This is a genomic window from Acidithiobacillus marinus (genome assembly GCF_002847505.1).
GTDB lineage: Bacteria > Pseudomonadota > Gammaproteobacteria > Acidithiobacillales > Acidithiobacillaceae > Acidithiobacillus > Acidithiobacillus marinus.
Genome location: NZ_MXAV01000033.1, coordinates 42,150 through 68,471 on the forward strand (window position 1 = coordinate 42,150; position 26,322 = coordinate 68,471).

The window sequence follows — 26,322 nt, forward strand, 5'->3', positions numbered from 1 at the left end:
CCCGTCCAGTGGGAGAGGACATGGTTAAGGAGAACACATGGTAGTTATTCGTATGGCCCGGGGCGGCGCCAAAAAGCGGCCTTTTTATCACATTGTGGTGACCGATAGTCGTAATCGCCGCGATGGCCGTTTCATTGAACGCCTGGGTTTTTATAACCCCATTGGTGCCACCGCCGAGTTGCGGATTGACAAGGAACGTGCCGCGTACTGGCTGAGCCAGGGTGCCCAGCCTTCTGATACGGTTGCCGGCTTTTTCAAGAAAGAAGGCGTGAGTAAGACGGGTGTTGCCGCCGCCTGAGTCGGAAGAATGGGTGGTGCTGGGAAAAATTTCCGGCATCTACGGTGTGCGCGGCATGGTCAAGGTGTTTTCCTTTACCGAGTTGCGTGATGCCATTCTCGACTACTCACCCTGGTTGCTGGGGCCTGACCGTCACGCTTACGTGCTGGAAGAAGGGCGCATGCAGGGTGAAGGGGTGGTTGCCAAGCTGGTCGGCGTGGATGACCGGGAGCAGGCGCGTGCCCTCATTGGTCAGGAGATCCGCATTCCCCGGACGCATTTGCCGGAGCTGCAGCCGGGGGAGTTTTACTGGCGCGATCTGCTCGGTTTGCAGGTGCTGAATCAGGAAGGCCAATGTCTGGGAACGGTAAAGTCTTTTCTGGAAACGGGTGCCAATGACGTCATGGTTCTGGACGATGGAAAGGGCGGGGAACTGCTGATTCCCTGGTCAGGCGAGACGTCTGCCGGAGTGGACAGGGATGCCCGGCAGATTCACGTCGATTGGCAATCGGATTGGTGATGCGCTTTGATATCATCACCATTTTCCCGGAGCTGATTCACGGTTATCTGCGTGAGGGGGTGCTGGGGCGCGGCCAGGCCAAGGGCTTGATTCAGGTGCATACCTGGAATCCCCGGGATTTCAGCGATAACGCCTATCGCCGCGTTGATGATCGGCCCTTCGGAGGTGGTCCGGGGATGTTGATGATGGCGCCGCCTCTGCTGGCTGCCATTGCTGCGGCACGAGCGGCCAACCCCGGGGCGCCGGTGCTGTATTTGTCGCCCCAGGGGCAGCGTCTGCAGCAGTCTGCAGTGCAGGACTTTGCGGGCGCGGAAGGATTGATTTTGCTGGCAGGCCGCTACGAGGGCATCGATGAGCGGGTGCTGGCCGAGGTGGATGCCGAGTGGTCCATCGGCGATTATGTGCTGGCGGGCGGCGAATTGCCGGCCCTGGTGCTGATGGAGGCGGTGGCCCGGCAGTTGCCGGGTCTGCTGGGACATGCCGATTCGGCCGCCGAGGACAGTTTTGCGGATGCGGGCTTGCTGGATTGTCCCCACTATACGCGTCCGGAAGTAGTGGAAGGAAAGAAAGTGCCGGAGGTGTTGTTGTCCGGGGATCATGCCCGGATTCGCCGTTGGCGCTTGCAGCAGTCCTTGGGGCGCACCGCTGAGCGGCGTCCGGACGTGTTGGCGCAACGGGTTTTGAGTGCGCAAGAGCAGCAGTTATTGGAAGATTATCGCCGTCAGGACGGCGAGGTGCAGTAATACATAGGTGAAGGAGCAGGGCTGTGAACATCATTGACGAAATCAACAAAGAACAGGTGCAGTCGGAGCTTCCGGCTTTTGGTGCGGGCGATACCGTGGCCGTACACGTCAAGGTCAAGGAAGGTGATCGTGAACGTATTCAGGTATTTGAGGGTATTTGTATTGCCCGTCGTAATCGCGGTCTGCATTCCGCCTTTACGGTCCGGAAAATCTCCAATGGTGAAGGGGTGGAGCGCGTTTTCCCCTCATACTCGCCGCTGGTGACCAAGGTAGAAGTCAAGCGTCGCGGTGATGTGCGTCGCGCCAAGCTGTACTACCTGCGTAATCTGTCCGGCAAGGCGGCCCGCATCAAAGAAAAACTGGGCTGATGATATCTGCTGCGCTACTCGGCAAAGTCCGGGTTCGCTGTGGATAATCGGGTGATGACGCCAGCGTTCAGGGAAATCCTGGATGGCTGGCGTGCTGCGTCTGTCGCCGGCAAAGCCACACTTTGGTCGGAGCCCGAGAAAAGGGTGTTGCTGCGCTCGGCCTGGCAGGAAGATATCCTGCCTTGCTGGTGGGGTGCGGGAGGCAATATCGAAGCCCTGCAGGTGGTGGTGGATAGCCAGTCCATCTGGGCCGAAGCGGAGCAGCTTCCGGTGGATCTGCTGGCTTCGGCGCTGGCCATTCAGGAAAGCAAAAGGGCGCAGATGCACAAGCTTGTCCTGCCGGATGCGCTGCTGCTGGAAGCCCGCCCGCCCATGCCTCTGGATATGGAAGTCGATCTGCTGTCCAAGGCGGTAGAAGAAGCCGATCTTGAGCAACTGGCGCCCCTGCTGCAGAGCATGGCCGATGATGATCATGCCCGGCGGATTGTCCTGAACCGCCTTGCCCAGCGTCTGGCCGATGATAGTCATGCTCAGGGCTTGCGCAGCATTCTTTTCGGGCAGTGGCACGATGCCGCTGCCGAACTGCCCGCACGGCCTTTTGCGCTGGGTGCTCTGGCCCTCCTGCACAGCCACTGGCAACAACCTGCCGGGGTGGCAGTGGTGGTTCCCGAAGGACGCGCCAGCCGTGATAGTGAAGTGGACAAACCACTGCTGCATGCCTTGCGGGAACGGGACCTGCCCGCCTTTATGGGGCGGGTGCGGGCCATGGGCGATCAACCCTTGGATGCCATACGTCAGCTTTTCCTGACCGTGACCCTGATGATGATTGAAGGTGGGCACCGCCATGAACCCCAGGCGTTGATGCGCCTCTATGTCTGGCTGGGCACTCTGCTGACTTTGCCCCACCGCAGTTTGCGTCAGGCCCGCAAGGTGCTCTTCAGCGCTGCCGCCAGTATCTTTGCCTTTGCGGGCTGGCAGCGCCGTGAAGACTGGCCGGATTTCAGTACCCTGGCGGCCTATCGAGAGCATGCCTTGTCCGAGCCTGTTCCTGCGCCTTTCACCTGGCAGGGAGCACTGCATGCCGCAGCTTCCAATACAGCTACTGACTGGTGGCTGCAGTTGGCAGAGCGGGCTGTTGCCCAGGACAATCCACCCGGCTTCTGGCCACTCTGGCGTACTGCCCAGCGTGCCGGACAAGTCACTGGAGGACCTTTAGCGTGGATCCATCCTTTGGTCGTGCTGCGCTTCTATTTCGATTGAATAGCCGGTCTTGTGGTGATGGCGCAGCCTCCCGCTGAAGATCGTCAACGCATCGACGGGTTTCTCGATGCGCTTTGGCTCGAAAAAAACCTCGGTGAAAATACCCTCGCTGCCTACCGGCAGGATCTGCTTCAGCTATCTACAGCCCTGGCCGAGCTGGATGTCGATTTAATCAGCGCCGATGCCAGTCATCTGGGGCGTATTCTCGGGCAGAAACTGCAATCGGGTGCCGCTCTGCGATCCGTGGCCCGGCTAGTATCCAGCACCCGACGCTTCTACGGTTATGCCCTGCGGGAAGGTTGGATCACCCGCAACCCCAGTCAGAACCTGCAAAGTCCGCGTCTGGCCCGTTACCTGCCCCATGTGCTCAGCGAGACGCAAATCGAGGCGCTGCTCGCTGCTCCCGATCTGACCCGGCCTCTCGGCCTGCGCGATGCCGCCATGCTGGAATTGATGTATGCCTGCGGGCTGCGGGTTTCCGAGCTGGTCCATCTGGAAATGCGGCAACTGGATTTGACTGCGGATCTGGTGATGGTTTTCGGTAAGGGGCGCAAGGAGCGCCTAGTACCCATGGGTGAGATGGCGGCCGAACGGGTATCGACGTATTTGCAGCAGGCGCGTCCGCAGATTCTGAAAGAGCGGATTTCTGCCGCTGTATTTGTGACTGCGCGGGGAACAGCCATGACCCGCCAGCGTTTCTGGCAGAATATCGAGGGCTATGCAAAAGTGGCGGGAATTGAGCAGAAAGTTTCCCCGCATAGCCTGCGCCACGCCTTTGCCACCCACCTGCTCAATCATGGTGCCGACCTGCGCAGCGTGCAACTGATGCTGGGTCATGCCAATCTCGGCACCACGGAAATTTACACCCATGTCGCTCAGGCCCGCCTCAAGGCCCTGCACGAAAAGCATCACCCCCGCGCGTAGAAAAGGGTGTGGGTGGGGGCGTCTTTTTACTCCTACGTTCCTTGCAAGCTTGCCCGATTCGACTATTTGCCATGAAGTAATTTCAGCCCGATCGTGGAGCAGATAACAATGTCCCTTCCCGCTATACATCCTCAACGAGACCCCGGCACCGGTATAGTCACCATCGACAATGAGCCCGTGGTGTTTCACTGCAATCATTACAACCGGTTTTTACAGTTGGTGGTCGAGGACTGCCACTATATTCAGCGGGATCCCATACTCAAACAGTCTGCCGCCGAGGTGAGTTTCCGGCAACTGCGCAGACATTTTCAGGGCCACCCTGACTGGAGCGTGGAAGAACGGCTGGCCTATGCCGAAGCCGTCTATCGTTTTTGCGGCTTTGGGGATTTGCCCCTGGCCTCGTTTCGTCTGCCGGATGATCCGGAAAATGCCTTTCAGATCGTCGAAAAGCATTCCCATTATGGTTTTGCGTTGCGCCTCAATTACGGAAAAAGACGCTGGGCAGGAGAACATTTTGATCTGGGCTTTGCCATTGGTGCCTTATCTGCAGTTTATGAAAAGCCTTTTTCAGGTCATCTGGGCAATCGTTCAGGAGATCAGGCCCTGAGCCGGGGAGATGAACGAACAGAATTCTGGATGAATGAAGTGCATGTAGCTCATCCCGATGGCAACCTGAGCGACGTGCAAAAAAGTATGGTGCTGCCACAAGCAGCAGAAGCAGCGGATATTCCTGAGCGGACATATGGTCTTCATGTGGATGAAACCGCCATCATTACGGCCGTGAGCGGTATGCCACTGGTCGGTGACGCGGATGGATTGATCCGCGAGTTCGGGGTCTGTCTTACCCGCCACTATGCGGACTACTACAATCTGGTGTCATTCCGTTTTGAAGAAGCCCTGGTCAATGCCCTGGCCACTCATCCGTTGCTCGACGAAATGTTGTGGTACGAGTATCCCGCCCTGTTTTATTACAAGGAAAAATTTTCCGGACTGCAGGGGAAAGAGCTGGCCGATACCCTGCTCATTGAAGCAGGCCATATTTGTGGTTTCAACACCATGGGCGGGATCATGCGCTCGGAACCCTGGTATCAACTGGTGGTTCCCCAGTTGCAATGCCGTGAGGACTGGATGGCGGGTATTGTGGCCTGTATCAATGCACTCGGCTGGGGAGTCTGGCGGATTCATGAACTGGTGCCGAACGAACGTCTAGTGTTGAGAGCCTGGTATCCCTATGAATCATTGGGTTACCTACGAGGCTTTGGCAAGGCCGATCATCCGGTAGATTACCTGATGACGGGGATTGGTGCTTCCCTGATGAACCTGCTCTACAGCGCCGACATTACTACCAAGCCGGACCTCACCCTGGAATTCTATTACCAGGTGAATCGTTCCAAATCCGGTTTTTGGGGACGGCAAAGTGCCTGCGTGGCCATGGGCGATCCTTATTCAGAGGTTATTGTCGAACGTAACGTGCTCTGACGCTCAAAACCGCAGTCCCCGGGGACTGCGGCAACAGGTCCGCCGAAAAGCCCTATTTTTTCGACAGGGTGATGACCACGTAAATGCTGGCTTTACCCTGACGGACCAACATGGGAACAGGTTGATCAGCAGGTAGGCTGGCAACAATGCTGGCCAGGGTGCTGACATTGTTGACGGTCTGTTGGTTGATCTGCTGGATGATCATGCCGGGCATGAGGCCGGCTTCGGCTGCCGGGCCTTCACTGACCCCCACCACGACGACGCCATGATGGACATCCAGCTGCTTTTCAATGTCTGGAGTCAAATCCTGAACATGGATATCCATGCGCGGAATTTTCAACGTCTTGGTTGGTTTAGAGGGCTGTGTGCTGTTGCTGGGTTCATCCATGTTTTTCGGGAGAGCCGTCACCAGCACGTTTTTGGTTTCCGCCACGCCGTGATGGAGGATGCCGACATTGGCATGACTGCCCGGCACCGTGTTACCCACCAGAGGGGGCAGTTGTCCGACGTTATACACCGGCTTGCCGTTGTAGGTGACAATGACGTCGCCAGCCTGGATCCCGGCCTTGGCCGCCGGGCTGCCGGGCATGACCGAGGCCACCAGCGCCCCGACCGGTTCCTGCAGGTGCAGGGCCTGGGCCATTTGCGGCGTCACATCCTGAACCTCGACACCCAGATACCCGAACTGAATGGGTTTGTGATCCTTGAAATCCTGGACCACGCGCATCACGGTATTGATGGGAATGGAGAATGACAGCCCCATGTAGCCGCCGCTGTTGGTATAAATCTGGTCGTTGATGCCGATGACCTGGCCTTTCATGTTGAACAGCGGCCCCCCGGAGTTGCCGGGATTGATGGGCACATCACTCTGGATGAAAGGAATATATTCGTCATCGGGCAGGGGCCGGTTCATGGCGCTGACCACCCCCTGGGTGACGGTATTGTAAAAGCCGAAGGGCGCACCCACCGCCAGCAGCCATTGACCGACTTTCAGATGGTCAGAATTGCCGATAGGCACCGTGGGGAGATCCTTGGCATCAATTTTGAGCAGGGCCGTATCATAACGCACCGAGAGCCCGATGAGCTTGGCCGGATAGGCATGGTGGTTGGTCAGGGTGACGACAATATGATTAGCCCCACGCACCACATGACCCGCCGTCACAATGTAGCCATCGGGACTGATGATGAAACCCGAGCCCAGAGACTGAATTTTTTCGTGTTGCTGATGCCGGGGACCACCCCTTTGTCCGGGAGCACCGAAATGCTGAAAGAACTGATAGAAAGGTGAATTAGGCGGAAACGGATTGGTCTGCTGATGAATAACCTTATTGGTGGTACTGCTGATGTTGACCACCGCCGGACCGTAGCGGTCAATGATGGGGGTAAAATCCGGGAGAGCCACCAGAGCCTGCTGCGGCGCCGTATTGGTATTGATGGATAAAGCGGGCGCGGTGGCATCCGCCTGCGCCCATTCCGTGGCACCGAGGCTAAAACCAAAGCAGGCGGCAACTACAGCGGTGATGAGCAGTTTCGGACGTTTTAACAGGCTGTTGGGGCGACTATTCGCCATAGGACTCTCCTTTGGAGTTTTGATTCTCTAGGACACTAAATTGAAAGGTTTGGTTCCTGTGTGTGAGCTACCATAGCACTTAATACAAGGCGCGGGACAGTTTGGTCCGATATTGTTCCACCATCGCCCCCTGATTGCCGTGCAGGGCAAAAATTTTCAGAATGGTTTTGCGGGCGAGGCCATCCTCGTAATTTTTATGGCGCTCCACCATTTCGATCAGTTGGTCCAATGCAGCCGTTTCCTGCCCCTGCATGAGCAGGACCAGGGCGCGTTGATACATGGCCAGGGCGCGGGTGTCGCCTTTTTCCTGGGCAATGGTCGCTTCCAGGGCGGATATGGGCGGAGCTTTGCGGGCTTCTTCGGTAAACTCCAGCAATGCCTTCAGACCCTCCACCTCAGTTTCCATCTGAAACAGGGGCGACATGGCATCAATCTGGGCCTGAGCCTCGGCGTGCTGGCCCTGCTGTATGGCCAGGTGCGCCAGCGCCAGACGCGCCTGGTCATTCCGGGGATTCTGCTGGAGGGCTTCTTGCAGCAATGCCTGGGCCTCGGCGGTTTTGCCTTGGGCCATGGCATCCATGGCGGCAGCGCGCAGGTCATCGCCGGGTTTGGGCAGGTGCTTTTCCAGAAACTGACGAATGGCAGATTCGGGAAGCGCGCCGGTAAACTCATCCACAACCTGCCCGTTTTTGAAGGCCTTAACGGCAGGAATTCCCCGTACTTGATATTTTTGCGAGAGTTCCTGATTTTCATCGGAATTGATTTTAGCCAGAACAAAAGCCCCTTGCATTTCTTCCGCCAGTTTTTCGAGGATAGGACCAAGGGCGCGGCAGGGTCCGCACCAGGGCGCCCAGAAATCCACGAGGACCAGGGTCTTTTGGGATAGCGCAATGACGGCTTCCTGAAAATTGCCTAAGTTGACTTCGAGGATATGTTCACCAGTGGGCATGCAATACTCCTGAAAATAAAATGACGTTAGCTTGGGAAATAAGGGCAGTAAAAGACTATTTCAAGACGCATCAGAGATTAATGCAGCTCGGCCTTGGCGAGTTCATCCAGGACCCCCTGCAGCAGGCTGCGCCCCAAGGGTCCCATGCCTTTTTCCAGCTTACGGCGATCGTCGAGGCCTCTGGACAAGGGGCCGAGGGCGGCGCCCATGCGCGCCATATCACCCCCCGCCTTTTGCATCTGGCTGGCCATCTGCCCGAGCCAGGCCACGGCCTGGGGGTCACCCCGGCGGGCGGCGAGGATGACGCTGGCCAGTCCGGGCGCGGCCATGCCGGGGTCCGCCTGACCGGCAGGCTGAGGCAGGGTTTCGGGATTTTGCAGACCCATGAGGATAGATTCGACAATGATGCTGTCTTCCTCATCCAGCCCCTGCAACAGGCCCAAGTCGCGTTTGCCGCCCAGGATCTGCTGCAGTACCGTCACCAGATCACCCCAGCCGTTGGCAGCGGCGACGCGCAGATGATCTTCCACCGGTGGGCGTAACTGGGCGTTCTGACAGGCTGCCACCACTTGCAGAATGAGGGCGGCATGGGCGCTACGGATTTGCTCTCGACGTTCGGGGAGAACGGACATATTCACGGCTCCAGGTCAGATTTCACCCACATATTGTGCAATTTATCGCGCTAAATGTCTTGCAAGGTAGTAGCCGGTATGGGAAGCGGGGTTGTGGGCGACTTCATCCGGGCTGCCCGTGGCAATAATCTGGCCGCCGCCAGACCCGCCCTCCGGGCCCAGATCAATGATCCAGTCGGCGGTTTTGATGACATCGAGATTATGTTCGATGACGACAATGGTATTGCCGGCATCGGCGAGCTTCTGCAGTACCACCAGAAGCAGGGCAATATCATGGAAATGCAGGCCGGTGGTCGGCTCATCGAGAATATACAGGGTCCGTCCGGTGTCGCGCCGGGATAATTCCCGGGACAGCTTCACCCGCTGGGCTTCCCCTCCCGAGAGGGTAGTGGCGGACTGGCCGAGGCGCAGGTAGCCCAGCCCCACGTCCAGAAGAGTCTGCAATTTGCGGGCAATGGCCGGAACCGGTGCAAAAAATTCCCGGGCCTCTTCCACAGTCATCTCCAGAATCTCGTGAATGTTTTTGCCCTTGTAGTGCACATCCAGGGTTTCCCGCTTGTAGCGTTTGCCGTAGCAGACGTCGCAGGGCACATAAATGTCGGGCAGAAAGTGCATCTCGACGCGGATAACGCCATCGCCTTCGCAGGCCTCGCAGCGCCCACCCTTGACGTTGAAGCTGAAACGACCGGGATTGTAGCCTCTGGCCCGGGCTTCACTAGTGGCGGCAAACAGTTCCCGAATCGGGGTGAACAGCCCGGTGTAGGTGGCCGGGTTGCTGCGCGGCGTACGCCCGATGGGGCTCTGATCAATGGCGATCACCTTGTCCAGGGCTTCCAGCCCCAGAATTTGTTGATGGGGAGCCGGGCTCTGGGTGCTGCCCATCAGCGCCCGCGCGCAGGCTGGATACAGGGTGTCGTTGATGAGGGTGGATTTGCCCGAACCACTGACCCCGGTGATGCAGGTAAACAGGCCGATGGGAATCCGGGCATGGACCGCCTGCAAATTGTTGCCGGTGGCGCCGATGACTTCCAGCCAGCGTTGCTGGTCATGGCGCCGCCGTTCAGGAACGGCAATGCACAGGTCGCCGGTCAGATAACGACCGGTGAGGGAATCGGGATTGGCGCGGATATCCTCGGGGGTGCCCTGGGCGATGACAGTTCCGCCGTGAGTGCCGGCCCCGGGGCCCATATCTACCACATGATCGGCTGCGCGAATGGCATCTTCGTCGTGTTCCACGACAATGACCGTGTTGCCGAGGTCGCGCAGGTGTTTGAGGGTGCCGATCAGGCGGTCATTATCGCGTTGGTGCAGGCCGATGGACGGCTCATCCAGCACATACATGACCCCCACCAGTCCGGCCCCAATCTGGGAGGCCAGGCGAATGCGTTGGGCTTCTCCGCCCGAGAGGGTTTCTGCCGAACGATCCAGGCTCAGATAGGCCAGCCCCACGTCCACCAGAAATTTCAGGCGACTGCCGATTTCCTTGAGGATTCTTTCGGCGATGACGGCTTCCTGTCCCTCCAGCTGGAGCTGCTCAAAATGTTGCAGTGACTCGCGAATGGGCAGGGCCGAGACTTCCTGAATGGCCAGCGGCCCGACTTTGACCATGCGCGCCTCTTCACGCAGCCGACTGCCCTGGCAAGTGGGGCAACGCAAGCGACCCATATAGCGCATGATTTCGTCCCGGGCCAGATTGGATTGGGATTCGCGCAGGCGGCGTTCCAGGCCGGGGATGACCCCCTCGAAATGCATCTGATGACTGCGGGAGCCTTGCTGCACGGATATGCGTTCGTCGGAGCCATGCAATATCTGTTCGCGCATCTCAAAAGGGAGATCCTCCCAGGCAGTCTCCAGAGAAAAGTGAAAATGGGCGGCCAGTGCTTTCAGGAGCGGGGCATAGTGTTCCTTGTGACGCTTGGTCCAGGCGGCAATGGCCCCACCACTCAGGCTCAGGCGCGGGTCAGGCACCACCAGATCAGGATCGAAAAAGGTGATTTCCCCCAGACCATCACAACGCGGGCAGGCTCCCGCCGGATTATTGAAGGAAAACAGCCGGGGCTCCAGGGCCGGAAAGGAGCGGCCGCAGCTGGGGCAGGCATGATGCGCCGAAAATAACCGTTCTTCCTGATGTTGCGGCCCCATCAATACGGCAATGGCCTGGTCATCCGCCAGGCTCAGAGCGGTTTCCAGAGATTCGGCCAGGCGTGGCCCGCTGTCAGGGCGCAGTACCAGCCGATCAATAACGGCCTCAATGCGGTGCTTGCGTTTTTTGTCCAGGCTGGGTATTTCGTCCAGTTCGAGCATCTCACCATTCACCCGGGCGCGGATCAGCCCCCGGGCACGCAGCGCACTGATTACCTCTTCATGACTGCCTTTGCGGTCACGCACCAGAGGGGCAAGAATCATCAGCTTTTCGCCTTCGGGCAGGGCCAGTAACTGATCCACCATCTGGCTGATGGTCTGGCTCTGGATGGGTGCGCCGCAGCACCAGGGCGTGCCGGTGCGGGCATAGAGCAGGCGCAGGTAGTCATGAATTTCGGTCACCGTTCCGACCGTCGAACGGGGATTGTGGGAAGTGGATTTCTGCTCGATGGAAATGGCGGGAGACAGTCCTTCAATGGCATCCACATCGGGCTTGCCCATCAGCGACAGAAACTGCCGGGCATACGCCGAAAGGCTTTCCACATAGCGGCGCTGGCCTTCGGCGTAGAGGGTGTCAAAAGCCAGGGAAGATTTGCCCGAACCCGACAAGCCGGTAATGACAATGAGGCGGTCCCGGGGCAGGGTCAATGAGATGTTTTTGAGGTTATGGGTGCGTGCGCCCCGGATATGGATGTGTTCCATCTAGCCACAGCCTTTTTTTGCCTTGGGAATGAGATTTTCTGCGAATGGGTTAGTATAGAGCTTTCGGGGACAGCCGTCCCCCTGTACGCGAAGGAGATCTGACAATGGCGGGAGTGAACAAGGTCATATTATTAGGACATCTGGGCCGGGACCCGGAGATGCGCTATCAGCCCAGCGGGGCGGCTATCGCCAATTTCAGTTTGGCTACCTCTGAAACCTACAAGGATCGGGACGGCAATAAGCAGGAGCGCACCGAATGGCATCGTGTAGTTTTTTTTAACCGTACCGCTGAAATCGCCGGGGAGTATCTGCGCAAGGGCAGCATGGCCTATGTGGAAGGCCGTCTGCAGACCCGCAAATGGACAGATAAGGACGGCCAGGAGCGCTATACCACGGAAATCGTCGGCGATCGCCTGCAGTTGGTAGGATCACGCGGCGGTAGTGGTGGTGCCGCCAGTTTTGATGAAGAAGATCATGGCGGTGGACGCTCCTCAGCAGCCCCCGCAGCGGCCGGAGCAGGACGCAAGCAGGATACCCCGCCGCCCATGGAAGATTTTGATGATGATATTCCGTTCTGAGGTCTAGCTTGGACCTATAAAACTATGTCAATAAAATCCCGGAACACCCTGTGTTTCCCGGGATGATGTTAGACGCCCAACACCCAGTTAGGCCATTCTTTGCAGATGATGAAAATCTTCAATCGAGGCGAGCTCTTCTGCCTCAGTGGCTTGAGCTCGAAAAAGATCCCACCGGATCTGAAGGTTCAACCAAAAATCTGCAGAAACCCCAAAAAATTTTCCCAACCGAAGCGCAGTGCTTGGCGTGATGCCACGCTTTTGATTAACGAGTTCATTGACTCGCTGATACGGAACGTGAATGGCATCAGCCAAATCACGTTGACTGATATTCATAGGCACGAGGAACTCCTCCCGGAGCATTTCGCCGGGATGGGTAGGCGCCCTATGCGTTGGAATTCGCACCATATTTGATACCTCTAGTGACAATCGGTAACCTCAACTTCGCCCAGACCAGATTCGCCCCAAACGAAGCAGATTCGATACTGTTCGTTGATACGAATGCTGTACTGACCTTTCCGATCTCCGGCTAGCGCCTCAAGGCGATGACCAGGCGGAACTTTCAGTTCTTCGAGCGCCTGCACTGAATCGAGTTGATCGAGCTTTCGCGTGGCGATTTTCCAGAGCTTTTCTGGACAGGATTTTCTAGCGGCTTTCGAATTGACGCCGTTAAAGATGTCCTCAGATGCCCGATCATGGAATGATTCAATCACCACGCCATGATAGCACGGCTTCCATGCTACGCAAAAGGATGATTATCCCTGGCGTAACGTAAAGTTGAGGGGCGCGCCGATCTTGGCGCGTCCGCGTTGAACGAGAGGTTGGACGAAGCCGCTACACAGTCCGCAGTGACTTGTTCCCGGTGTAATCCGCCCACCAGCTTGATTTATCGCAGCCCCCATCTACAATCAATATGTGCCGAACATGCACATAAAGGAGACGTTAATGGCAGCGTATAGTGAACGTATTCCCGTCCTGGTGACGGTACAGGAAAAGGCGCTGATTGCCAGAATGGCCCAGGAGGCGCATATATCCATGGGGGAGTTTCTGCGCCGTGCCGCCTCGTCCTTCCGCCCGAACGAAGATGAGCAGATGCTGGAGGGCATGATGGACCAGATGTTAAAAACCACCGCCCAAGCCAGCAGAGTCATTGATGACACCTTGTCTTTTGTGGAGGCGTCCAATCAACGTATTGCCAGCCTGGAATCCAGTCGGAAAGGGTAATGGCTATCACCGACAAAATGTGGGAGGCCTTGACCACGGTCATCAAGATGAATGATAAGGTGGAACGCCTTGCCGAAGTCGTCAAGTCCCAGCAGGGTAAAATCGAAACGCTGACGGAAAGGGTCATCCGCCTGGAAACGGCGCTGGAAATCGCATTATCGCGCCCGGTGATGACCAGGATAGGCGCGACGCAACTCGACGAACGTAAAGACTGAAAACAACGCCAGCGCGAACTGCCGGCAGTCTTTTTCAGCGCCCCAGCGCTTTCTCGATTTTCTGGTCGGTTTTGTACTGACTCAAGGCATATACGGCCCAGATGGCAGCCGGAATCCAGCCCAGTACCGTGATCTGCAGGATCAGGCAGATAATCCCGGCCACCGGCCGTCCGATGGTAAAAAACACCAGAAATGGTAAAAAAATAGCCAGAAGCAGACGCATGGTTTTCCCTCTCTTTGAATTCATTATGCCTGCATAGTAAATGGCGGTTTCTCCTGAAGGCAAGCCCCTGTGCTAAACTCCCGAACATGACCACGAATCCAGAACAATTTCCTGAACTTCCATTGAATCCCCGCACCCCGGCACGGCGCCGGTCACTGCAGAACATGCGGCGCGGGGCGCTGGCTTTACTGGTGCTGGCGCTACTGCTTTTTATACTTTCGGCCATTCGGGATTTTCAGGGCATCTGGGCCTGGACCGGGGCTTTTGCCGAGGCGGCCATGGTGGGTGGCCTGGCCGACTGGTTTGCAGTGGTCGCATTGTTTCGTCATCCCTTGGGTTTGCCCATCCCCCATACGGCCATTTTGCCGCGTAACAAGGCGCGGCTGGCCAAGCGGTTGTCCGGCTTCATCCGCGATCATTTTCTGGAAAGTGAGGCCATCGTGCGCCTCTTGCGCCGCGCGGACCCTGCCGCCTGGCTGGCGCAGTGGCTCGCCCAGCCAGAAAGCAGCGAATTATTGACTAGGCAGTTGCTGACCCTGCTGCAAAAAGCCCTGGCTTTAAGTGATGATGCCGAATTACGCAAGGCTTTGCGGGGAGCCCTGGGCCGCCAGTTGCAGCGGGTGGATGGGGCCCGCTGGATAGGGAGTATTCTGGCCTTGCTGACGGAAGATCATCGTCATCAGGCGCTGTTGGATGATGGTATTCAGCGCTTGCGCCAGTGGCTGGATGGAGAAGATACCCGGAGTCTGCTGGCTGAACATATTGCCGCTATTCTCAAACGGGCGTATCCGACCCTGTTTGCGTGGATGAGCACACTGATGGACCCTGCCACCCTGAGTGATAATCTCGCCCGCAATCTGGTCAAGGCGGCGCATCAGTTATTGCAAGAAATTGAGGATGATCCGGAACATCCCCGCCGGCTGGCCTTTGATCGCTGGATGGCCGAAGCTATCGAGCGTTTACAGACGGATGGTCCTTTCCAGGAGCGCATCCGGCGCTGGCAGCAGGGGTTGATTGCTCATCCTGCAGTGCAAGAATATGCCGACGGCGTACTGCGTGATCTGCGTTCCTGGCTGGATCGGGATTTGCAAAGTCCCGACTCCCGTCTCCAACATCATGTCCAGGAACTGGCCGCGCAACTGGGTGCTTTTTTGGGGGAGCAGGCGGTTTTGCGCGAAGCCATCAACACTTATCTGGAAAGCAGTGTGCGCCGCCTGGCTCCGGCAGTACGGGATGGGCTTGCCCAGCATATCGAAAAAACCATTCTCGACTGGCCGGAAAAAGATCTGATCCGCTTGCTGGAAGAGGGGGTAGGCACCGATTTGCAATATATCCGGGTGAACGGAACGCTGGTGGGGGGGGTGGTGGGCGTGCTCATTCATGCGCTGGCTTTGGCGGTGCCGTTTATCATCTAGTCGATGGCCCCCGGGAAATGGTCCGAAATGGCCCCTCTGCACGCCGGGGTGTTTGGCCCATATCGGCCATTTTGTTACTGGATTCTTCTGGTTGATTTGGATTGTTGAGCTTATTCAGTCGGATGCAAAAAAAGGAACAAATCCTGCTAGTACAACGTCTGGAGTATTGTCCGTATTGGCAAACAAAGCCCGAGGGAGGTGCATTTATGAAGCGTGTGATAATGAGTGTAGTGGCGGCAGGAACATTGTTGATGGCGGGGTTTGCCATGGCGTCCAATGTGACGGCAGCAGATGCCCATCAGGCTTTGTCTGCAGCAAAAACGGCCATGGCCAAAACATCTGCCGTTCATTATTTATGGCTTTCCACGCCTAAAATCTACAAAGAGGCGGTTGCTGCGGATAAGGCGGGTAAATATGATGAAGCCGTCGTCAAGGCCAAGCATGCTGAAGAACTAGCGAACCTGGCGTATGCCCAGGGTGAAGCCCAAGCCAAGAAATATGGCGTGAAGCTGACGGATCAGGGCGTTCAGCTCGACTGAGTCCGGATGCCATGGGCGGCCAGCAGTTGCCTGGCCACCTGGGTTTTTGCCGCAGCTTCTGCCGTAAAATGAAAATCGATGGATGCTGCTCCGGGTAGTTCTGGGCAGACATCCGTTTGCAGAGGAATATCCAGTCTGCGGCAGAGTTGCCGCGCCACGCCGTCATTCCCATCCAGGGTAGGAATCGCTCGCCCTGCCAGTCCTGATGACAAGTCGCGGATCCAGCAATAATGGGTGCAACCCAGGACGATGGCCTGAATGTCAGCCGTACAGGCCGGCAGCACCTGCCGGTGCAGGTATTGCCGAACCTGCTGCTGCCAGTCGGCACCCTGTGATTCAATGCGTTCCGCAAGACCGGGGCAGGCAAGGGGCATGACCCGTTGCCGGGCATCGGGTAGCTGGGCGAGCAACTGTTCCAGCTTGGCTCCCGCCACGGTCATGGTGGTGGCCAATAGCAGAATCTTGCCCTCGGGATACAAAGTCAGCGCCTTTTTGATGGCGGGTTCAATGCCAATGACCGGAACATCGGCATACTCTCGAATGGGAGATACTGCCGCACTGGTAGCAGTGTTGCAGGCCAGCACGACCGCATCCACTTCTGCTTGGATGAACCATTCATAAGCGGCTTCAGTCCATTGCCGCACCTGCTCGGGACTTTTGTCCCCATAGGGACTATGGGCGGTGTCGCCGTAAAACAGAAAATGCGCCTCGGGCAGATAACGCAGACAGGCAATCAGAGTGCTGAGGCCACCAATACCCGAATCAAAAACACCAATACGCATCACTCAGTGCTCAGTCGAGGCTGAGTTCCTGTTCCGCCAGCAACGCAACGCCGCGCATGCCGGCAAGATCATCATCATTGCCGCGTTTGACTTCTATCTGTCCCCCGCGCAAGGCCGGAATCAGGTCGGCGTCCAGACGCTGCAGCAGTGCCGGAGCAAAGCAATCCCAGGCGGCACTGACCCCACCACCGACACGAATGACCCGAATATCGGCTACTTTGAGAATGTGCGCCAGAGCTTGTCCCAAATAATCTCCGGCCATCTGAAATACCTGAGTGGCCTCGGGGCGGCCATCACAGGCCATTTGCGCAATGACCGCCGTATCGGGACCGGTGCCTGTCAGTTCCACATAGCTGGAACGGATGCCCCGTGCCGAGGCGTATTGTTCTAGACAGCCCTGGTTGCCACAGCCGCAGCGGCGTCCGCCCGGAACCACAATAAGATGGCCAATTTCCATGGCGGTGCCATGTTCGCCGCGCCAGGGTCGGTCTTCGTGCACCCAGCCGCCCCCCACGCCAGTACCAAGCCCGACATAGAGCAGATCGCGCAGCTCGGGAGTGTCCTGTTTTTCCTCCCAGAATTCGCCATAACCGGCGGCATTGGCATCATTCTCGACCAGTACCGGAAGTTGGCAGGCCTGCTGCACAGCGGATTGCAGATCAAAATTGATGAGTTGGGGAATATTGGGCGATTGCAGTAATATGCCTCGCGCATTGACAAACCCGGGGACGGCCACCCCCACCCGGCTGACTTCGGGATATTGATGACGAAGTTCGGCGATACCTTGCTCCAGCAATTCGGTAAACAGCTGTGCGGCAGCTTCCGGATCGGCTGCTCCCGCACATTTGTCGCGCAGATCGACTTCATGGCGAATGCTGTGGAGACAGTCATGACCCCGAAATACACCAAAGCGTAAATTGGTGCCGCCAATATCAATACCAATGGTCTGGCTTTCAGTCATGGGTGATCAGCTCCGTTAAAATTTCGATATTTTGAATCATACCGGTCGTTATATCCCAGTAAAAATCCAGTTGCAAAGCCTGCATGATTTTTTCAAAGCCGGCCTCGGATTGGGAGACGGTTAGATGAGGGGCCGCTTCCCAGCGCACGGGCGGGTTGCAGCTTAACTGGATTTTTCCGCCCATGACCGCATCGTCCAGGACAATCTGCCGGGTTTTTTCGCCTTGAATGGGCCTGCCAAAGCCTCCTTGGGATACACCATCGGCAAAGAACTGGCCGGCCGGGCCGTCACAACTGGGCATGGCCAGATACAGGCGGCAATGAAAGCGATGGGAGTCCGGATTACTCTGCGCAGACTCTATGCGGTACTGCACCAACAACCCTTTTTCTGAGAGATGGTATCCTTTGCTGACCGCCCAGCGGTCGGCGATTCCGCCCGTAAAATGGGGGATGTTTTGCACTGTATGGCCTTCTGAATAGCTGACTGCTGCATCATCCAGCCATTCCTGAAAGCTGTGACAGGGGGCCGTATCCATCACCAAGTCTTCGGCGGTGATGGCTGTTTTGAAGCTGATGCGGTCGTGGGCAGAGGCAATCCCTTCACTGGGAGCAGCATGTTCCACCGCACCATGACGGATTTTGTCATAATAGGCTTCGTCACGGCGCGCCAGCGTGTCGCCCAGATTGTGATGGAAGACGTAAGCATCCCATTCCACCACAGCGGCCGAGGGTGTCGGGCGAATAATGAGCTGTTGCTGGTCATTGTGATAGTAGAGTTCTTCATGTCCATCCATGTCCACATCTGTGGATTGCAGGCCAGGACGGGGCTGAATTTGATCCAGGCAGGCCTCCAGGCGCACAATGGCATGATAAACCGCACGACGCAGATGCGGCAGATAAATACCGCCAAATAAACCATGCCAGTACGCATCATTGGCCTGGGCCTCGTGCAGATCAGCGCGCATCTGTTTGCTTTGCTGGCGCTTGGGCAGGGCGTGAAAGCGCTGGGATAATTGCAGCATACGCTTCTGCATCCAGTTGGATTCCGGATAGCGGGTCAGGAAGTTTTTCCAGATACCCCCGCGAATCAGTGACTTGCGTTCATCCAAGCGGCCCGCAGATTTTTCCTGTTCGAGAAAAGCCGCATAACGGCGGGCGGCGTCGGGGGCCAGAGTCCATTCATTCATTTCACTATAGGAAACGGTGGGCAAATAGATGATGCCTTGGGGACGATGGGCTTGCAGATAATCCTTGAAGCGCATCGGTTGAATATGCGGTGAATCCAGCACACCCCGGAGAAATTGTTCCAGCCAGCCCTTTTCGTACACCCAGCTGTAGGTTTCCGGCCAGACACCGAATTTTTCGATATCATCAAAATAAATCCCGGCGCTTCCGGGATTGTGTCGGGAGATTTCTTCAATAAAGGTGACGGCAGCGGCAGCTTCCGAAAAGGGCAGGCGATAGCGCAGGGCTTCGGAGATAGGGAATACATCCACCGCCTGTCCATTTTCTTCGGTGCGATGAAAAGTGCCAAGTTGGTCGGCTGCGGCGCCTGCGCAGAGAAAGTGATAATCATCGACCATGACATAGCGAATGCCCGACTCCTGCAGGGCGGGGACGACACTGGGATCCCAGACCCGCTCGGTCAGCCAGGCTCCTACCGGACGTTGTCCGAAGTGCTTGTCGAGCCGTTCTGCCATGGCCTCCAGCTGGGTGATGCGATCAGCGTGAGGAATGGCCGCCAGCACCGGCTCAGTATCACCGGCTCCCACCAGTTCTGCCTGGTTACGATGGACCATGTCCTGCAAAAGCTGCATCGTCTTGGGATGAACGCGCAGCATGTAATCCAGCAACCAGCCGCTGATGTGAATGGCACAGGGAAATTCCGGAAAACGATGCATGGCCTCAAGAAAGGGGTGATAACAACGCAGCACGGCGTCATCCATCACATGGGGAAAATTACCGACCGGCTGATGGGCGTGGACGCCCAGGAGGAGGGGGGTGCTGTGGGTCATACATTCATCCTTCTGTATGGGTGCGGCGCATGGTGCCGCCGGATTCTGCCGAACCCCCACCGTGGCTGATGGGTTCGTTCAATGTCTCTGGAGGAGAAATTTCCATCAAAATATATAGTTTTCTCAGATTCATGCGAAACAGATCATCAAAATCCCGCACGGAGTCCGCCGGATTGTAATCCCCAAACCACCAGAACCAGTCCGAGCCTTCGCAGCGCCCGAGTTGTTCGATGATTTCTTCCTGTTTTTCGGGACTGAGTGCCTTGAGATGCTGGTCCACATCGCTTTTAGCCGCGCAAAGCAGATCCCAGGCACGGTTTTTAGCGCCATCGCCAATCCAGGTGCTGAAATTGCCATATACCCAGCTTCCTGCCGCAAGACCCGTGAGATTCTGGATGGCCTCCGGATGGTCCTGCACATAGTCACTGAAGGTGCACATTTTGATATGAGGGTGATTGGACAAGGAGCGGTACAGCTCCGAGAGAAAATAATAACCATTATAAGGGTAGTATTCCCAGGCATTTTCCCCGTCGAGAATGACACTGACGACGGGATGCTCCTGATCTTCTGTCTGTCGCCAGATGGACTCCAGTTTGTGCATGAAATCGGTAACGGCATCATGTCCGAACCAGGTCTTGTAATCAAAACCGATGGTGTCGGAGAGGGCGTCATCCCGAAAAAACAAAGCCGGTCCCTGATCATTTAAACGATAAACGCGATACAAATACTCGGTACGACCCCGGGGAGCGGCATCCGTATCGCTGCGCAGCAGGCTATGGGTCAGCACGCCTTCGCCCGATGCGGTCCAGGTGACCTGGGCCTCTCCCAGCATTTGTACGAATGCCGCCGAAACCCCGCCTTCTGCCGGCCACATGCCCTGGGCAGCAATACCAAACTGCTGAGGATGACTGGCTTGAGCGCGCTGGATGTGCCACTGAGCGCGCTCCCGGCCCCCCGGATAATGGGGGGAAGTGGGCAAGGGCGCTTCGGGGACGGCTTCCCGCGCGGCCGCAAAATCCAGCATCAAGGGACCAATGGGATGATAGTAGGGCGTGGTGGAGATCTCGATACGGCCGGCTTCGGCCAGGGCGCGGTAACGCGGGATCAGCCCGGAGATCAGATCACCCAGAAAATGCACGAGATCCTGACGATCTTCCGGGCTGAAACCACGGCCCTTGTTCATCAGATTCTGGATCAGTGGACTGTTTCTGCGCACGGTTTCCCCGGTCCATGCAAGGTGATACCAAACAAGCAGGTCGGCCATAAACTGGACGGACAAATAGTCAGACAGCTCCACTGGATCCTCGCGCATGCGTAGATAGATTTCATGCAGGCGGCGATATCCGGGAAAGGGATTCAGCATGTGTTCCGGGTCCAGCCGGAAGCACTGCTCCATGATCTGATGACGTTCTTCGTTACTCAAGGTTTTCAGATCGGTACTGGCCAGGGCCTTTAGCAAGGGATCACGAAATGCACCGCTTTCAAACTGGCTGCTGTAATCCTGTATTTGTTCGACCAATATGGGAACACAGTTGAATACCCCTCGCGCCAGAGGGTTTTCCTCATAATGAGCGATCATGTCGGAGTAATCCTTGCAGGCATGGAGATAAGTCCACGGCAGGGCGTAGATACCCTCAGCATTGCGATAGTCGGGCTGGTGCATGTGCCAGCAGAAAATGACATGGAGGGCGCGTGCCGGGGGCATATCTCACCTCACAAAATGGAGTTGCTGGCCGAGTAATTCCGGAGTAATGAGGGTCACCCCGTTGGGGGTACGGTAAAAGCGACGGGCATCTTCGGCGGGATCTTCACCGACTACCAGTCCGTCAGGGATGATGGTGCCCTTGTCCACGACGACTTTACGTAGGCGGGCACCTTCCCCCATCCGCACATTGGGGAGGATGACCGAGTCTTCGATGAGGGTGTGGCCATCATTGACGCGGACATTCGAAAAAAGCAAAGAACGCCGTACGGTGGCACCACTGATGATGCAGCCCCCCGAAACAATACTGTCCAGGGCCATGCCCCGGCGGCCTTCATCATCAAAGACAAATTTGGCCGGGGGGAGCTGTTCCTGGTAGGTCCAAACCGGCCAGCGACTGTCGTATAAATCCAGGTCGGGGGTGACGTGGACAAGATCAATGTTGGCGGCCCAATAGGCATCCACGGTACCCACATCCCGCCAGTAGCAGCGGCTGGCCTTGCCTTCATTACTGCTGATGCAGCTGTTGCGGAAGCGGTGGGCCATGACCCGATAACGGGGAACCATGTACGGAATCAAGTCATTCCCAAAATCGTGGCTGGATTCGCGGCTGTCGGCATCACGAATGAGTTGTTCATAGAGGAAGTCGGTGTTGAATACATAAATCCCCATACTGGCCAGAGCCCGCTCCGGATTGTTGGGAGTCGGAGTCGGATCACTGGGCTTTTCGGTAAAGCCAGTGACGCGATCTTCATGATTGACAGTCATCACACCAAATCCCTTGGCTTCTTCCAGAGGAACCTCGATGCAGGCCACACTCATGTCGGCTTGGCTTTGCACATGCTCGGCGAGCATCTGACCATAATCCATTTTGTAAATATGATCGCCGGCAAGGACGATCACATAGCGGGGGCGGTGGGCGCGCAAGATGTCGATATTCTGGAAGATGGCATCGGCGGTGCCCTTGTACCAGCCGGTATTCATGCGCTGTTGGGCGGGAAGAATTTCGATGAACTCGCTGAATTCGCCCCTCAGGAACCCCCAACCCAATTGAATATGGCGAATCAGGCTGTGAGCCTTGTACTGGGTCAGAACGCCGATACGGCGGATACCGGAATTCATGCAGTTGGAGAGACAGAAATCGATGATCCGGAATTTCCCCCCAAAGGGTACGGCCGGTTTGGCCCGCCAATCGGTAAGCGGTCCGAGGCGACTGCCACGACCACCGGCGAGAACCAGGGCCAGGGTGTTTTTGGTGAGATTACTGACGAAGCGCGGGGAATTGCTGAGGCCACTCTGGGTTTCTTCGGACATGCTGCTCTCCTTATCGGGCACTGGTGCTAACCTGACTTGGAGTATAGACAGGATTCCCTGTGCTTTCGCTTTTAAGGTACTGAACTTGAGGTATGGCGGCAAGGGCAGAAATAGTATCCGTGGACTTTTACGCCAATGTGTTATGCTCAAATGAGAGCTGCTCCCCAATCAAAAACATGAAAAGGAGATCGTGGTGAATCCAAAGGCCCCTTTTAAGCATGACGAACAACTAGTGGATATTGAAGAAACGGCGATTCGAGAAGCCCGTCATCATGATCCCTTTGCCTGGTTGGGGCAGCACCGGAACGCTGCAGGACAGGGAATACAGCGGGTATTTTTGCCGGGCGCTACCCAGGTAGAAATACAGACCCCTAAAGGCAGGGTTTCTATGACGCGACAACATCCTGATGGGGTGTTTGTGCATGGCGGAGACATGCTCCCGGTGCCCTATCGATGTCGTTGGCAGGATGCTCTGGGCACCCACGAGGCTTATGATCCGTATGTGTTCGGCCCGGTGCTGGGTGACCTGGAAGTATATTTATTCAGTGAGGGACGCTTGTACGAGGCCTATCGCCATCTGGGTGCGCATCGCCGCAGCCATGAAGGGGTTGATGGCGTGTTGTTTGTTGTATGGGCGCCTAATGCCGAACGGGTCAGTGTTGTTGGTGACTTCAACCGCTGGGATGGTCGCTATCACCCCATGCGGGTGCGGGGAATGAGCGGGCTCTGGGAGTTGTTTATTCCCGGCCTGGAGTTGGGAGAAATCTACAAGTTTGAAATTCGCCATCGGGATTCCGGAGCGGTGTTTGTCAAGACCGATCCTTACGCCAATGCCTTTGAAAAGCGGCCAAGCACAGCCGCCAGGGTGGTGGAAAGTCAGCATGTCTGGAACGATCAGGACTGGATGACAGCGCGGATGCAGGCCGAATGGCAACATGCGCCGATGAATATTTATGAAGTCCATCTGGGTTCCTGGCAGCGCGATGCCGATGGTCACTTCCTGACTTATACCGCACTGGCCGAGAGCTTGCTGAGCTATGTGCAGGATATGGGATATACCCATATTGAACTGATGCCGGTGATGGAGCATCCCCTGGATGAATCCTGGGGATATCAGGTCAGCGGTTATTTCGCGCCGACCAGTCGTTTTGGTAGCCCCGATGATTTCCGGGCGTTTGTCGACTGCTTTCATCAGGCGGGAATCGGGGTACTGCTGGATTGGGTGCCGGGGCATTTTCCCAAGGATGACTGGGGCCTGGCGCGTTTTGACGGGACGTCTTTGTATGAATATGCAGATCCTCGTGAAGGAGAACATCGGGACTGGGGAACCTACATTTTCAATTTTGGCCGTAATGAGGTGCGCAACTTCCTGTTGGCCAATGCCTGTTATTGGGCGGACTGCTTCCATATTGATGGCTTGCGAGTGGATGCAGTGGCTTCTCTGCTCTATCGCGATTATTCCCGGAATGCCGGTGAATGGATTCCCAACCAGTATGGAGGGCGGGAAAATATAGAGGCCATTGAGTTTCTCCGGGAAATGAATGTGGTGCTCAATGAGCGCTATCCCGGCATCCTCACCATTGCCGAGGAGTCCACGTCCTGGCCCATGGTGTCACGCCCGACCTATGTGGGGGGGCTGGGCTTTTCCATGAAATGGAATATGGGTTGGATGAATGACACCCTGTCCTATATGCAGCAGGACCCGGTCTATCGGCGCTTTCATCAGAATGATCTGACTTTCAGTCAGTTGTATGCCTACGCCGAGAATTTTGTTCTGCCCCTGTCTCATGATGAAGTGGTGCATGGCAAGCACTCCCTGCTCGACAAGATGCCCGGGGATACCTGGCAACGCTTTGCCAATTTACGTTTGCTGCTGAGTTATCAGCATGCCCATCCCGGCAAGAAACTCAATTTCATGGGTAATGAGTTTGCTCAAGGCAAGGAATGGCAATGTGGGGAATCTCTGGACTGGAACTTGCTGGAAATTTCCTGGCACCAGGGAATACAACGTCTGTGTCGGGACCTCGCCCATCTTTACCGGGACAGTTCGGCGCTGCATGATCTGGACTTTGCTGCAGAAGGTTTTTCCTGGGTAGACTGCCATGATGCCGATCAATCCATCCTCAGTTTTCTGCGACGCGACCGGCAGGGGCGATTTATTCTGGCAATATTCAACTTTACGCCGGTATTACGACAAAACTATCGCATTGGGGTGCCGGAGTCGGGAGTTTATCGGGAAATTTTCAATAGTGATGCCGCCGCCTACCAGGGTAGCAATGTGGGTAATCTCTCTTTACAGGCAGAGTCTTTCAGCTGGATGGGCCTGCCCTGTTCTCTGGAAATGACCCTGCCACCGCTGGGGGCTTTGTTTTTGCAGCGCGAATGAGTCGTTGCCGGCGCTGAAAGGTGACTACCATGTTATTCGTCTATGTCATTATTGCTTTTGTGGCTGGCGTGGCCGAACTGTTTACAGGAACTTTCTATCTGGCGGCAGTGGCATTGGCGGCCTTATTTACGGCCATTACCGGGCTCTTGTTGCCCGGAACCATTTTACATTGGGTGTTTCTGGGCTTTTGTCTGGTGCTGCTGCCTGCCGGCATGGGTTTTCGTCATCATCTGGCCAGTAAGGTCCAGGATTTGCAGGACTTTGATTTGGGCCAGGGGGTCGATGTCATTGCCGGCCCGGACCAGAACGAGCACTATACGGTGCGTTATCGGGGAAGTGAATGGATGGCGGTGGTGGATGATGGCCCAGCTCCCTGTGCGGGCGATCGTGCGGTGATCGTTGGCAAGACCGATAACCTGCTACATTTAGGCGTATTACCTCGGCAAGATGCCGTCAAGGAGTCTCTATGTCCTCCCTCATCATCATCCTGATTGTCATTGTTGCCGCATTTTTGATTCTGCGAACCACTATCCGCGTAGTGCCGCAACAACGCGCCTGGGTTATCGAACGTCTGGGCAAATATCACACCATTCTGGAACCCGGTCTGAATTTCATTATTCCTTTTCTGGATCGGGTGGCCTTTCGCTTTGATATGCGTGAAGTACCCATGGAGGTGCCGGCTCAGGCCTGTATCTCACTGGATAACACCACCATGACGGTGGATGGGGTACTTTATCTGCAGATTACCGATTCGGTGAAGGCCGCCTATGGTTCCAGCAATCCTTTTACCGCCGTCATCCAGCTGGCCCAGACCACCATGCGTTCGGAAATCGGCAAGTTGCACCTGGATGTGGCCCTTTCTTCACGGCAGTTGCTCAATACCGCCGTAGCCTCTGCGGTGGATGAAGCGGCGCTGAACTGGGGCGTAAAAGTGCTGCGCTACGAGATTCGGGACATTACCCCGCCCGCTGAAATCATCCGGGCGATGGAACTCCAGATTACTGCCGAGCGTGAAAAGCGCGCCATGATTGCCAAATCCGAAGGCCAGCGGCAGCAGCAGATCAATACCTCAGAAGGCCAACGCCAGCAGGAAATCAATGTGGCCGATGGGCGCAAGCAGGCTGAAGTATTGCGCGCTGAAGGCGAAGCCTCGGCCATAAAGTTGGTCGCCGAGGCGACGGCTGGGGCCATCCGCGTGATTGGCGAAGCCGCCCATGAGCCGGGTGGTTTCGAGGCTCTGCAAATGCAGTTAGCCAAGGACTATATCGAAAAGTGGGGGAACCTGGCCAAGAGCAGCACCAGTCTGGTCATCCCGGCAGATCTGGGCAATGTGGGTGCCCTGGTGGGCACGGCGCTGTCCATGGTCAAGCAGTCCCAGGCCAGCGTCAGCGAATAGCTTGCGGGCG

Annotated in this window: 27 protein-coding genes; 15 read left to right on the forward strand and 12 right to left on the reverse strand. The window is 56.5% G+C overall.

What is annotated here, in order from left to right; all coding sequences use genetic code 11:
• Positions 1-37 precede the first annotated feature (37 nt).
• From rpsP to B1757_RS07540, 7 genes are all read left to right on the forward strand, one after another.
• Entirely contained in the window at positions 38-298 is a 261-nt protein-coding gene (gene rpsP, locus B1757_RS07510) for a 30S ribosomal protein S16 (protein WP_010637598.1), read from the forward strand.
• Entirely contained in the window at positions 282-797 is a 516-nt protein-coding gene (gene rimM / locus B1757_RS07515; RefSeq protein ID WP_172437643.1) for a ribosome maturation factor RimM, read from the forward strand. Before rpsP ends, rimM begins: the two co-directional genes overlap by 17 nt.
• Complete coding sequence (gene trmD, locus B1757_RS07520; protein WP_101537725.1) at positions 797-1,540, forward strand: tRNA (guanosine(37)-N1)-methyltransferase TrmD; 744 nt, start codon at positions 797-799, stop codon at positions 1,538-1,540. Before rimM ends, trmD begins: the two co-directional genes overlap by 1 nt.
• Positions 1,541-1,563: 23 nt before the next feature.
• Positions 1,564-1,908, forward strand: coding sequence for a 50S ribosomal protein L19 (rplS, locus tag B1757_RS07525; RefSeq protein ID WP_101537726.1), 345 nt, complete (start codon positions 1,564-1,566; stop codon positions 1,906-1,908).
• 54 nt (positions 1,909-1,962) lie between these two features.
• A complete protein-coding gene (locus B1757_RS07530; RefSeq protein ID WP_172437644.1) occupies positions 1,963-3,168 on the forward strand; it encodes a hypothetical protein in 1,206 nt (401 codons plus the stop codon).
• Between the two features lie 18 nt (positions 3,169-3,186).
• Positions 3,187-4,092: a site-specific tyrosine recombinase XerD gene (gene xerD / locus B1757_RS07535; RefSeq protein ID WP_101537728.1), complete on the forward strand. Its 906-nt coding sequence runs from the start codon at positions 3,187-3,189 to the stop codon at positions 4,090-4,092.
• A 108-nt stretch (positions 4,093-4,200) separates the two neighbouring features.
• Positions 4,201-5,571 (forward strand): hypothetical protein, encoded by a 1,371-nt coding sequence (locus B1757_RS07540; protein ID WP_101537729.1) that lies wholly within the window; start codon positions 4,201-4,203, stop codon positions 5,569-5,571.
• 52 nt (positions 5,572-5,623) lie between these two features.
• Here B1757_RS07540 and B1757_RS07545 read toward each other — a convergent pair whose 3' ends face one another.
• The 4 genes from B1757_RS07545 to uvrA all read right to left on the reverse strand — a co-directional run bounded on the left by B1757_RS07545 (position 5,624) and on the right by uvrA (position 11,566).
• Positions 5,624-7,141, reverse strand: coding sequence for a Do family serine endopeptidase (locus B1757_RS07545; protein WP_101537730.1), 1,518 nt, complete (start codon positions 7,139-7,141; stop codon positions 5,624-5,626).
• 79 nt (positions 7,142-7,220) lie between these two features.
• Entirely contained in the window at positions 7,221-8,090 is an 870-nt protein-coding gene (gene trxA, locus B1757_RS07550; protein WP_101537731.1) for a thioredoxin, read from the reverse strand.
• 77 nt (positions 8,091-8,167) lie between these two features.
• Positions 8,168-8,722: a hypothetical protein gene (locus tag B1757_RS07555; protein ID WP_101537732.1), complete on the reverse strand. Its 555-nt coding sequence runs from the start codon at positions 8,720-8,722 to the stop codon at positions 8,168-8,170.
• A 42-nt stretch (positions 8,723-8,764) separates the two neighbouring features.
• Positions 8,765-11,566 carry an excinuclease ABC subunit UvrA gene (uvrA, locus tag B1757_RS07560; RefSeq protein WP_101537733.1) on the reverse strand — a complete coding sequence of 934 codons (2,802 nt, stop codon included), beginning with the start codon at positions 11,564-11,566 and terminating at the stop codon, positions 8,765-8,767.
• Between the two features lie 104 nt (positions 11,567-11,670).
• On the opposite strand from uvrA, the gene B1757_RS07565 reads away from it, so the two are divergent.
• Positions 11,671-12,144: a single-stranded DNA-binding protein gene (locus B1757_RS07565; protein WP_101537734.1), complete on the forward strand. Its 474-nt coding sequence runs from the start codon at positions 11,671-11,673 to the stop codon at positions 12,142-12,144.
• An 87-nt stretch (positions 12,145-12,231) separates the two neighbouring features.
• Here B1757_RS07565 and B1757_RS07570 read toward each other — a convergent pair whose 3' ends face one another.
• Together B1757_RS07570 and B1757_RS07575 are read right to left on the reverse strand one after the other, a co-directional pair.
• Positions 12,232-12,549: a HigA family addiction module antitoxin gene (locus B1757_RS07570; RefSeq protein ID WP_101537735.1), complete on the reverse strand. Its 318-nt coding sequence runs from the start codon at positions 12,547-12,549 to the stop codon at positions 12,232-12,234.
• A gap of 11 nt (positions 12,550-12,560) precedes the next feature.
• The gene (locus B1757_RS07575) at positions 12,561-12,857 is read right to left on the reverse strand and encodes a type II toxin-antitoxin system RelE/ParE family toxin (protein ID WP_253253767.1); all 297 of its coding nucleotides are present in this window, start codon (positions 12,855-12,857) and stop codon (positions 12,561-12,563) included.
• Between the two features lie 229 nt (positions 12,858-13,086).
• On the opposite strand from B1757_RS07575, the gene B1757_RS07580 reads away from it, so the two are divergent.
• Positions 13,087-13,365, forward strand: a complete 279-nt coding sequence (locus tag B1757_RS07580; RefSeq protein ID WP_101537736.1) for a plasmid mobilization protein — start codon at positions 13,087-13,089, stop codon at positions 13,363-13,365.
• Positions 13,365-13,580 carry a hypothetical protein gene (locus B1757_RS07585; protein WP_101537737.1) on the forward strand — a complete coding sequence of 72 codons (216 nt, stop codon included), beginning with the start codon at positions 13,365-13,367 and terminating at the stop codon, positions 13,578-13,580. The genes B1757_RS07580 and B1757_RS07585 overlap by 1 nt, the downstream gene beginning before the upstream one ends.
• Before the next feature lie 34 nt (positions 13,581-13,614).
• On the opposite strand, the gene B1757_RS07590 is transcribed toward B1757_RS07585, so the two are convergent.
• Positions 13,615-13,827: a YqaE/Pmp3 family membrane protein gene (locus tag B1757_RS07590; protein WP_253253768.1), complete on the reverse strand. Its 213-nt coding sequence runs from the start codon at positions 13,825-13,827 to the stop codon at positions 13,615-13,617.
• 62 nt (positions 13,828-13,889) lie between these two features.
• Between B1757_RS07590 and B1757_RS07595 the strand changes: the two genes are divergently transcribed.
• A complete protein-coding gene (locus B1757_RS07595; RefSeq protein ID WP_101537739.1) occupies positions 13,890-15,218 on the forward strand; it encodes a DUF445 domain-containing protein in 1,329 nt (442 codons plus the stop codon).
• 206 nt (positions 15,219-15,424) lie between these two features.
• A complete protein-coding gene (locus B1757_RS07600; RefSeq protein ID WP_101537740.1) occupies positions 15,425-15,757 on the forward strand; it encodes a hypothetical protein in 333 nt (110 codons plus the stop codon).
• On the opposite strand, the gene murI is transcribed toward B1757_RS07600, so the two are convergent.
• Genes murI through glgC form a run of 5 tightly spaced genes read right to left on the reverse strand, consistent with a single transcriptional unit; the run spans position 15,745 to position 22,530 of the window.
• On the reverse strand, positions 15,745-16,539 hold the full coding sequence (murI, locus tag B1757_RS07605; protein ID WP_101537741.1) for a glutamate racemase: 795 nt from the start codon (positions 16,537-16,539) through the stop codon (positions 15,745-15,747). The genes B1757_RS07600 and murI overlap by 13 nt on opposite strands.
• Positions 16,540-16,549: 10 nt before the next feature.
• Positions 16,550-17,500, reverse strand: a complete 951-nt coding sequence (locus B1757_RS07610; RefSeq protein ID WP_101537742.1) for an ROK family protein — start codon at positions 17,498-17,500, stop codon at positions 16,550-16,552.
• Positions 17,493-19,514 (reverse strand): alpha-amylase/4-alpha-glucanotransferase domain-containing protein, encoded by a 2,022-nt coding sequence (locus B1757_RS07615; protein WP_101537743.1) that lies wholly within the window; start codon positions 19,512-19,514, stop codon positions 17,493-17,495. Before B1757_RS07615 ends, B1757_RS07610 begins: the two co-directional genes overlap by 8 nt.
• A 4-nt stretch (positions 19,515-19,518) precedes the next feature.
• Entirely contained in the window at positions 19,519-21,219 is a 1,701-nt protein-coding gene (locus B1757_RS07620) for a glycoside hydrolase family 57 protein (protein WP_101537744.1), read from the reverse strand.
• Between the two features lie 3 nt (positions 21,220-21,222).
• Complete coding sequence (glgC, locus tag B1757_RS07625) at positions 21,223-22,530, reverse strand: glucose-1-phosphate adenylyltransferase (RefSeq protein ID WP_101537745.1); 1,308 nt, start codon at positions 22,528-22,530, stop codon at positions 21,223-21,225.
• Between the two features lie 193 nt (positions 22,531-22,723).
• Here glgC and glgB point away from each other — a divergent pair, with 193 nt between their 5' ends.
• The 3 genes from glgB to B1757_RS07640 are packed head-to-tail and all read left to right on the forward strand — an operon-like array spanning position 22,724 to position 26,312.
• Positions 22,724-24,916 (forward strand): 1,4-alpha-glucan branching protein GlgB, encoded by a 2,193-nt coding sequence (gene glgB, locus B1757_RS07630; protein ID WP_253253769.1) that lies wholly within the window; start codon positions 22,724-22,726, stop codon positions 24,914-24,916.
• A gap of 29 nt (positions 24,917-24,945) precedes the next feature.
• Positions 24,946-25,407, forward strand: coding sequence for an NfeD family protein (locus B1757_RS07635; RefSeq protein WP_101537746.1), 462 nt, complete (start codon positions 24,946-24,948; stop codon positions 25,405-25,407).
• Positions 25,383-26,312 (forward strand): SPFH domain-containing protein, encoded by a 930-nt coding sequence (locus tag B1757_RS07640; protein WP_101537747.1) that lies wholly within the window; start codon positions 25,383-25,385, stop codon positions 26,310-26,312. Before B1757_RS07635 ends, B1757_RS07640 begins: the two co-directional genes overlap by 25 nt.
• The last annotated feature ends 10 nt before the right edge of the window (positions 26,313-26,322 follow it).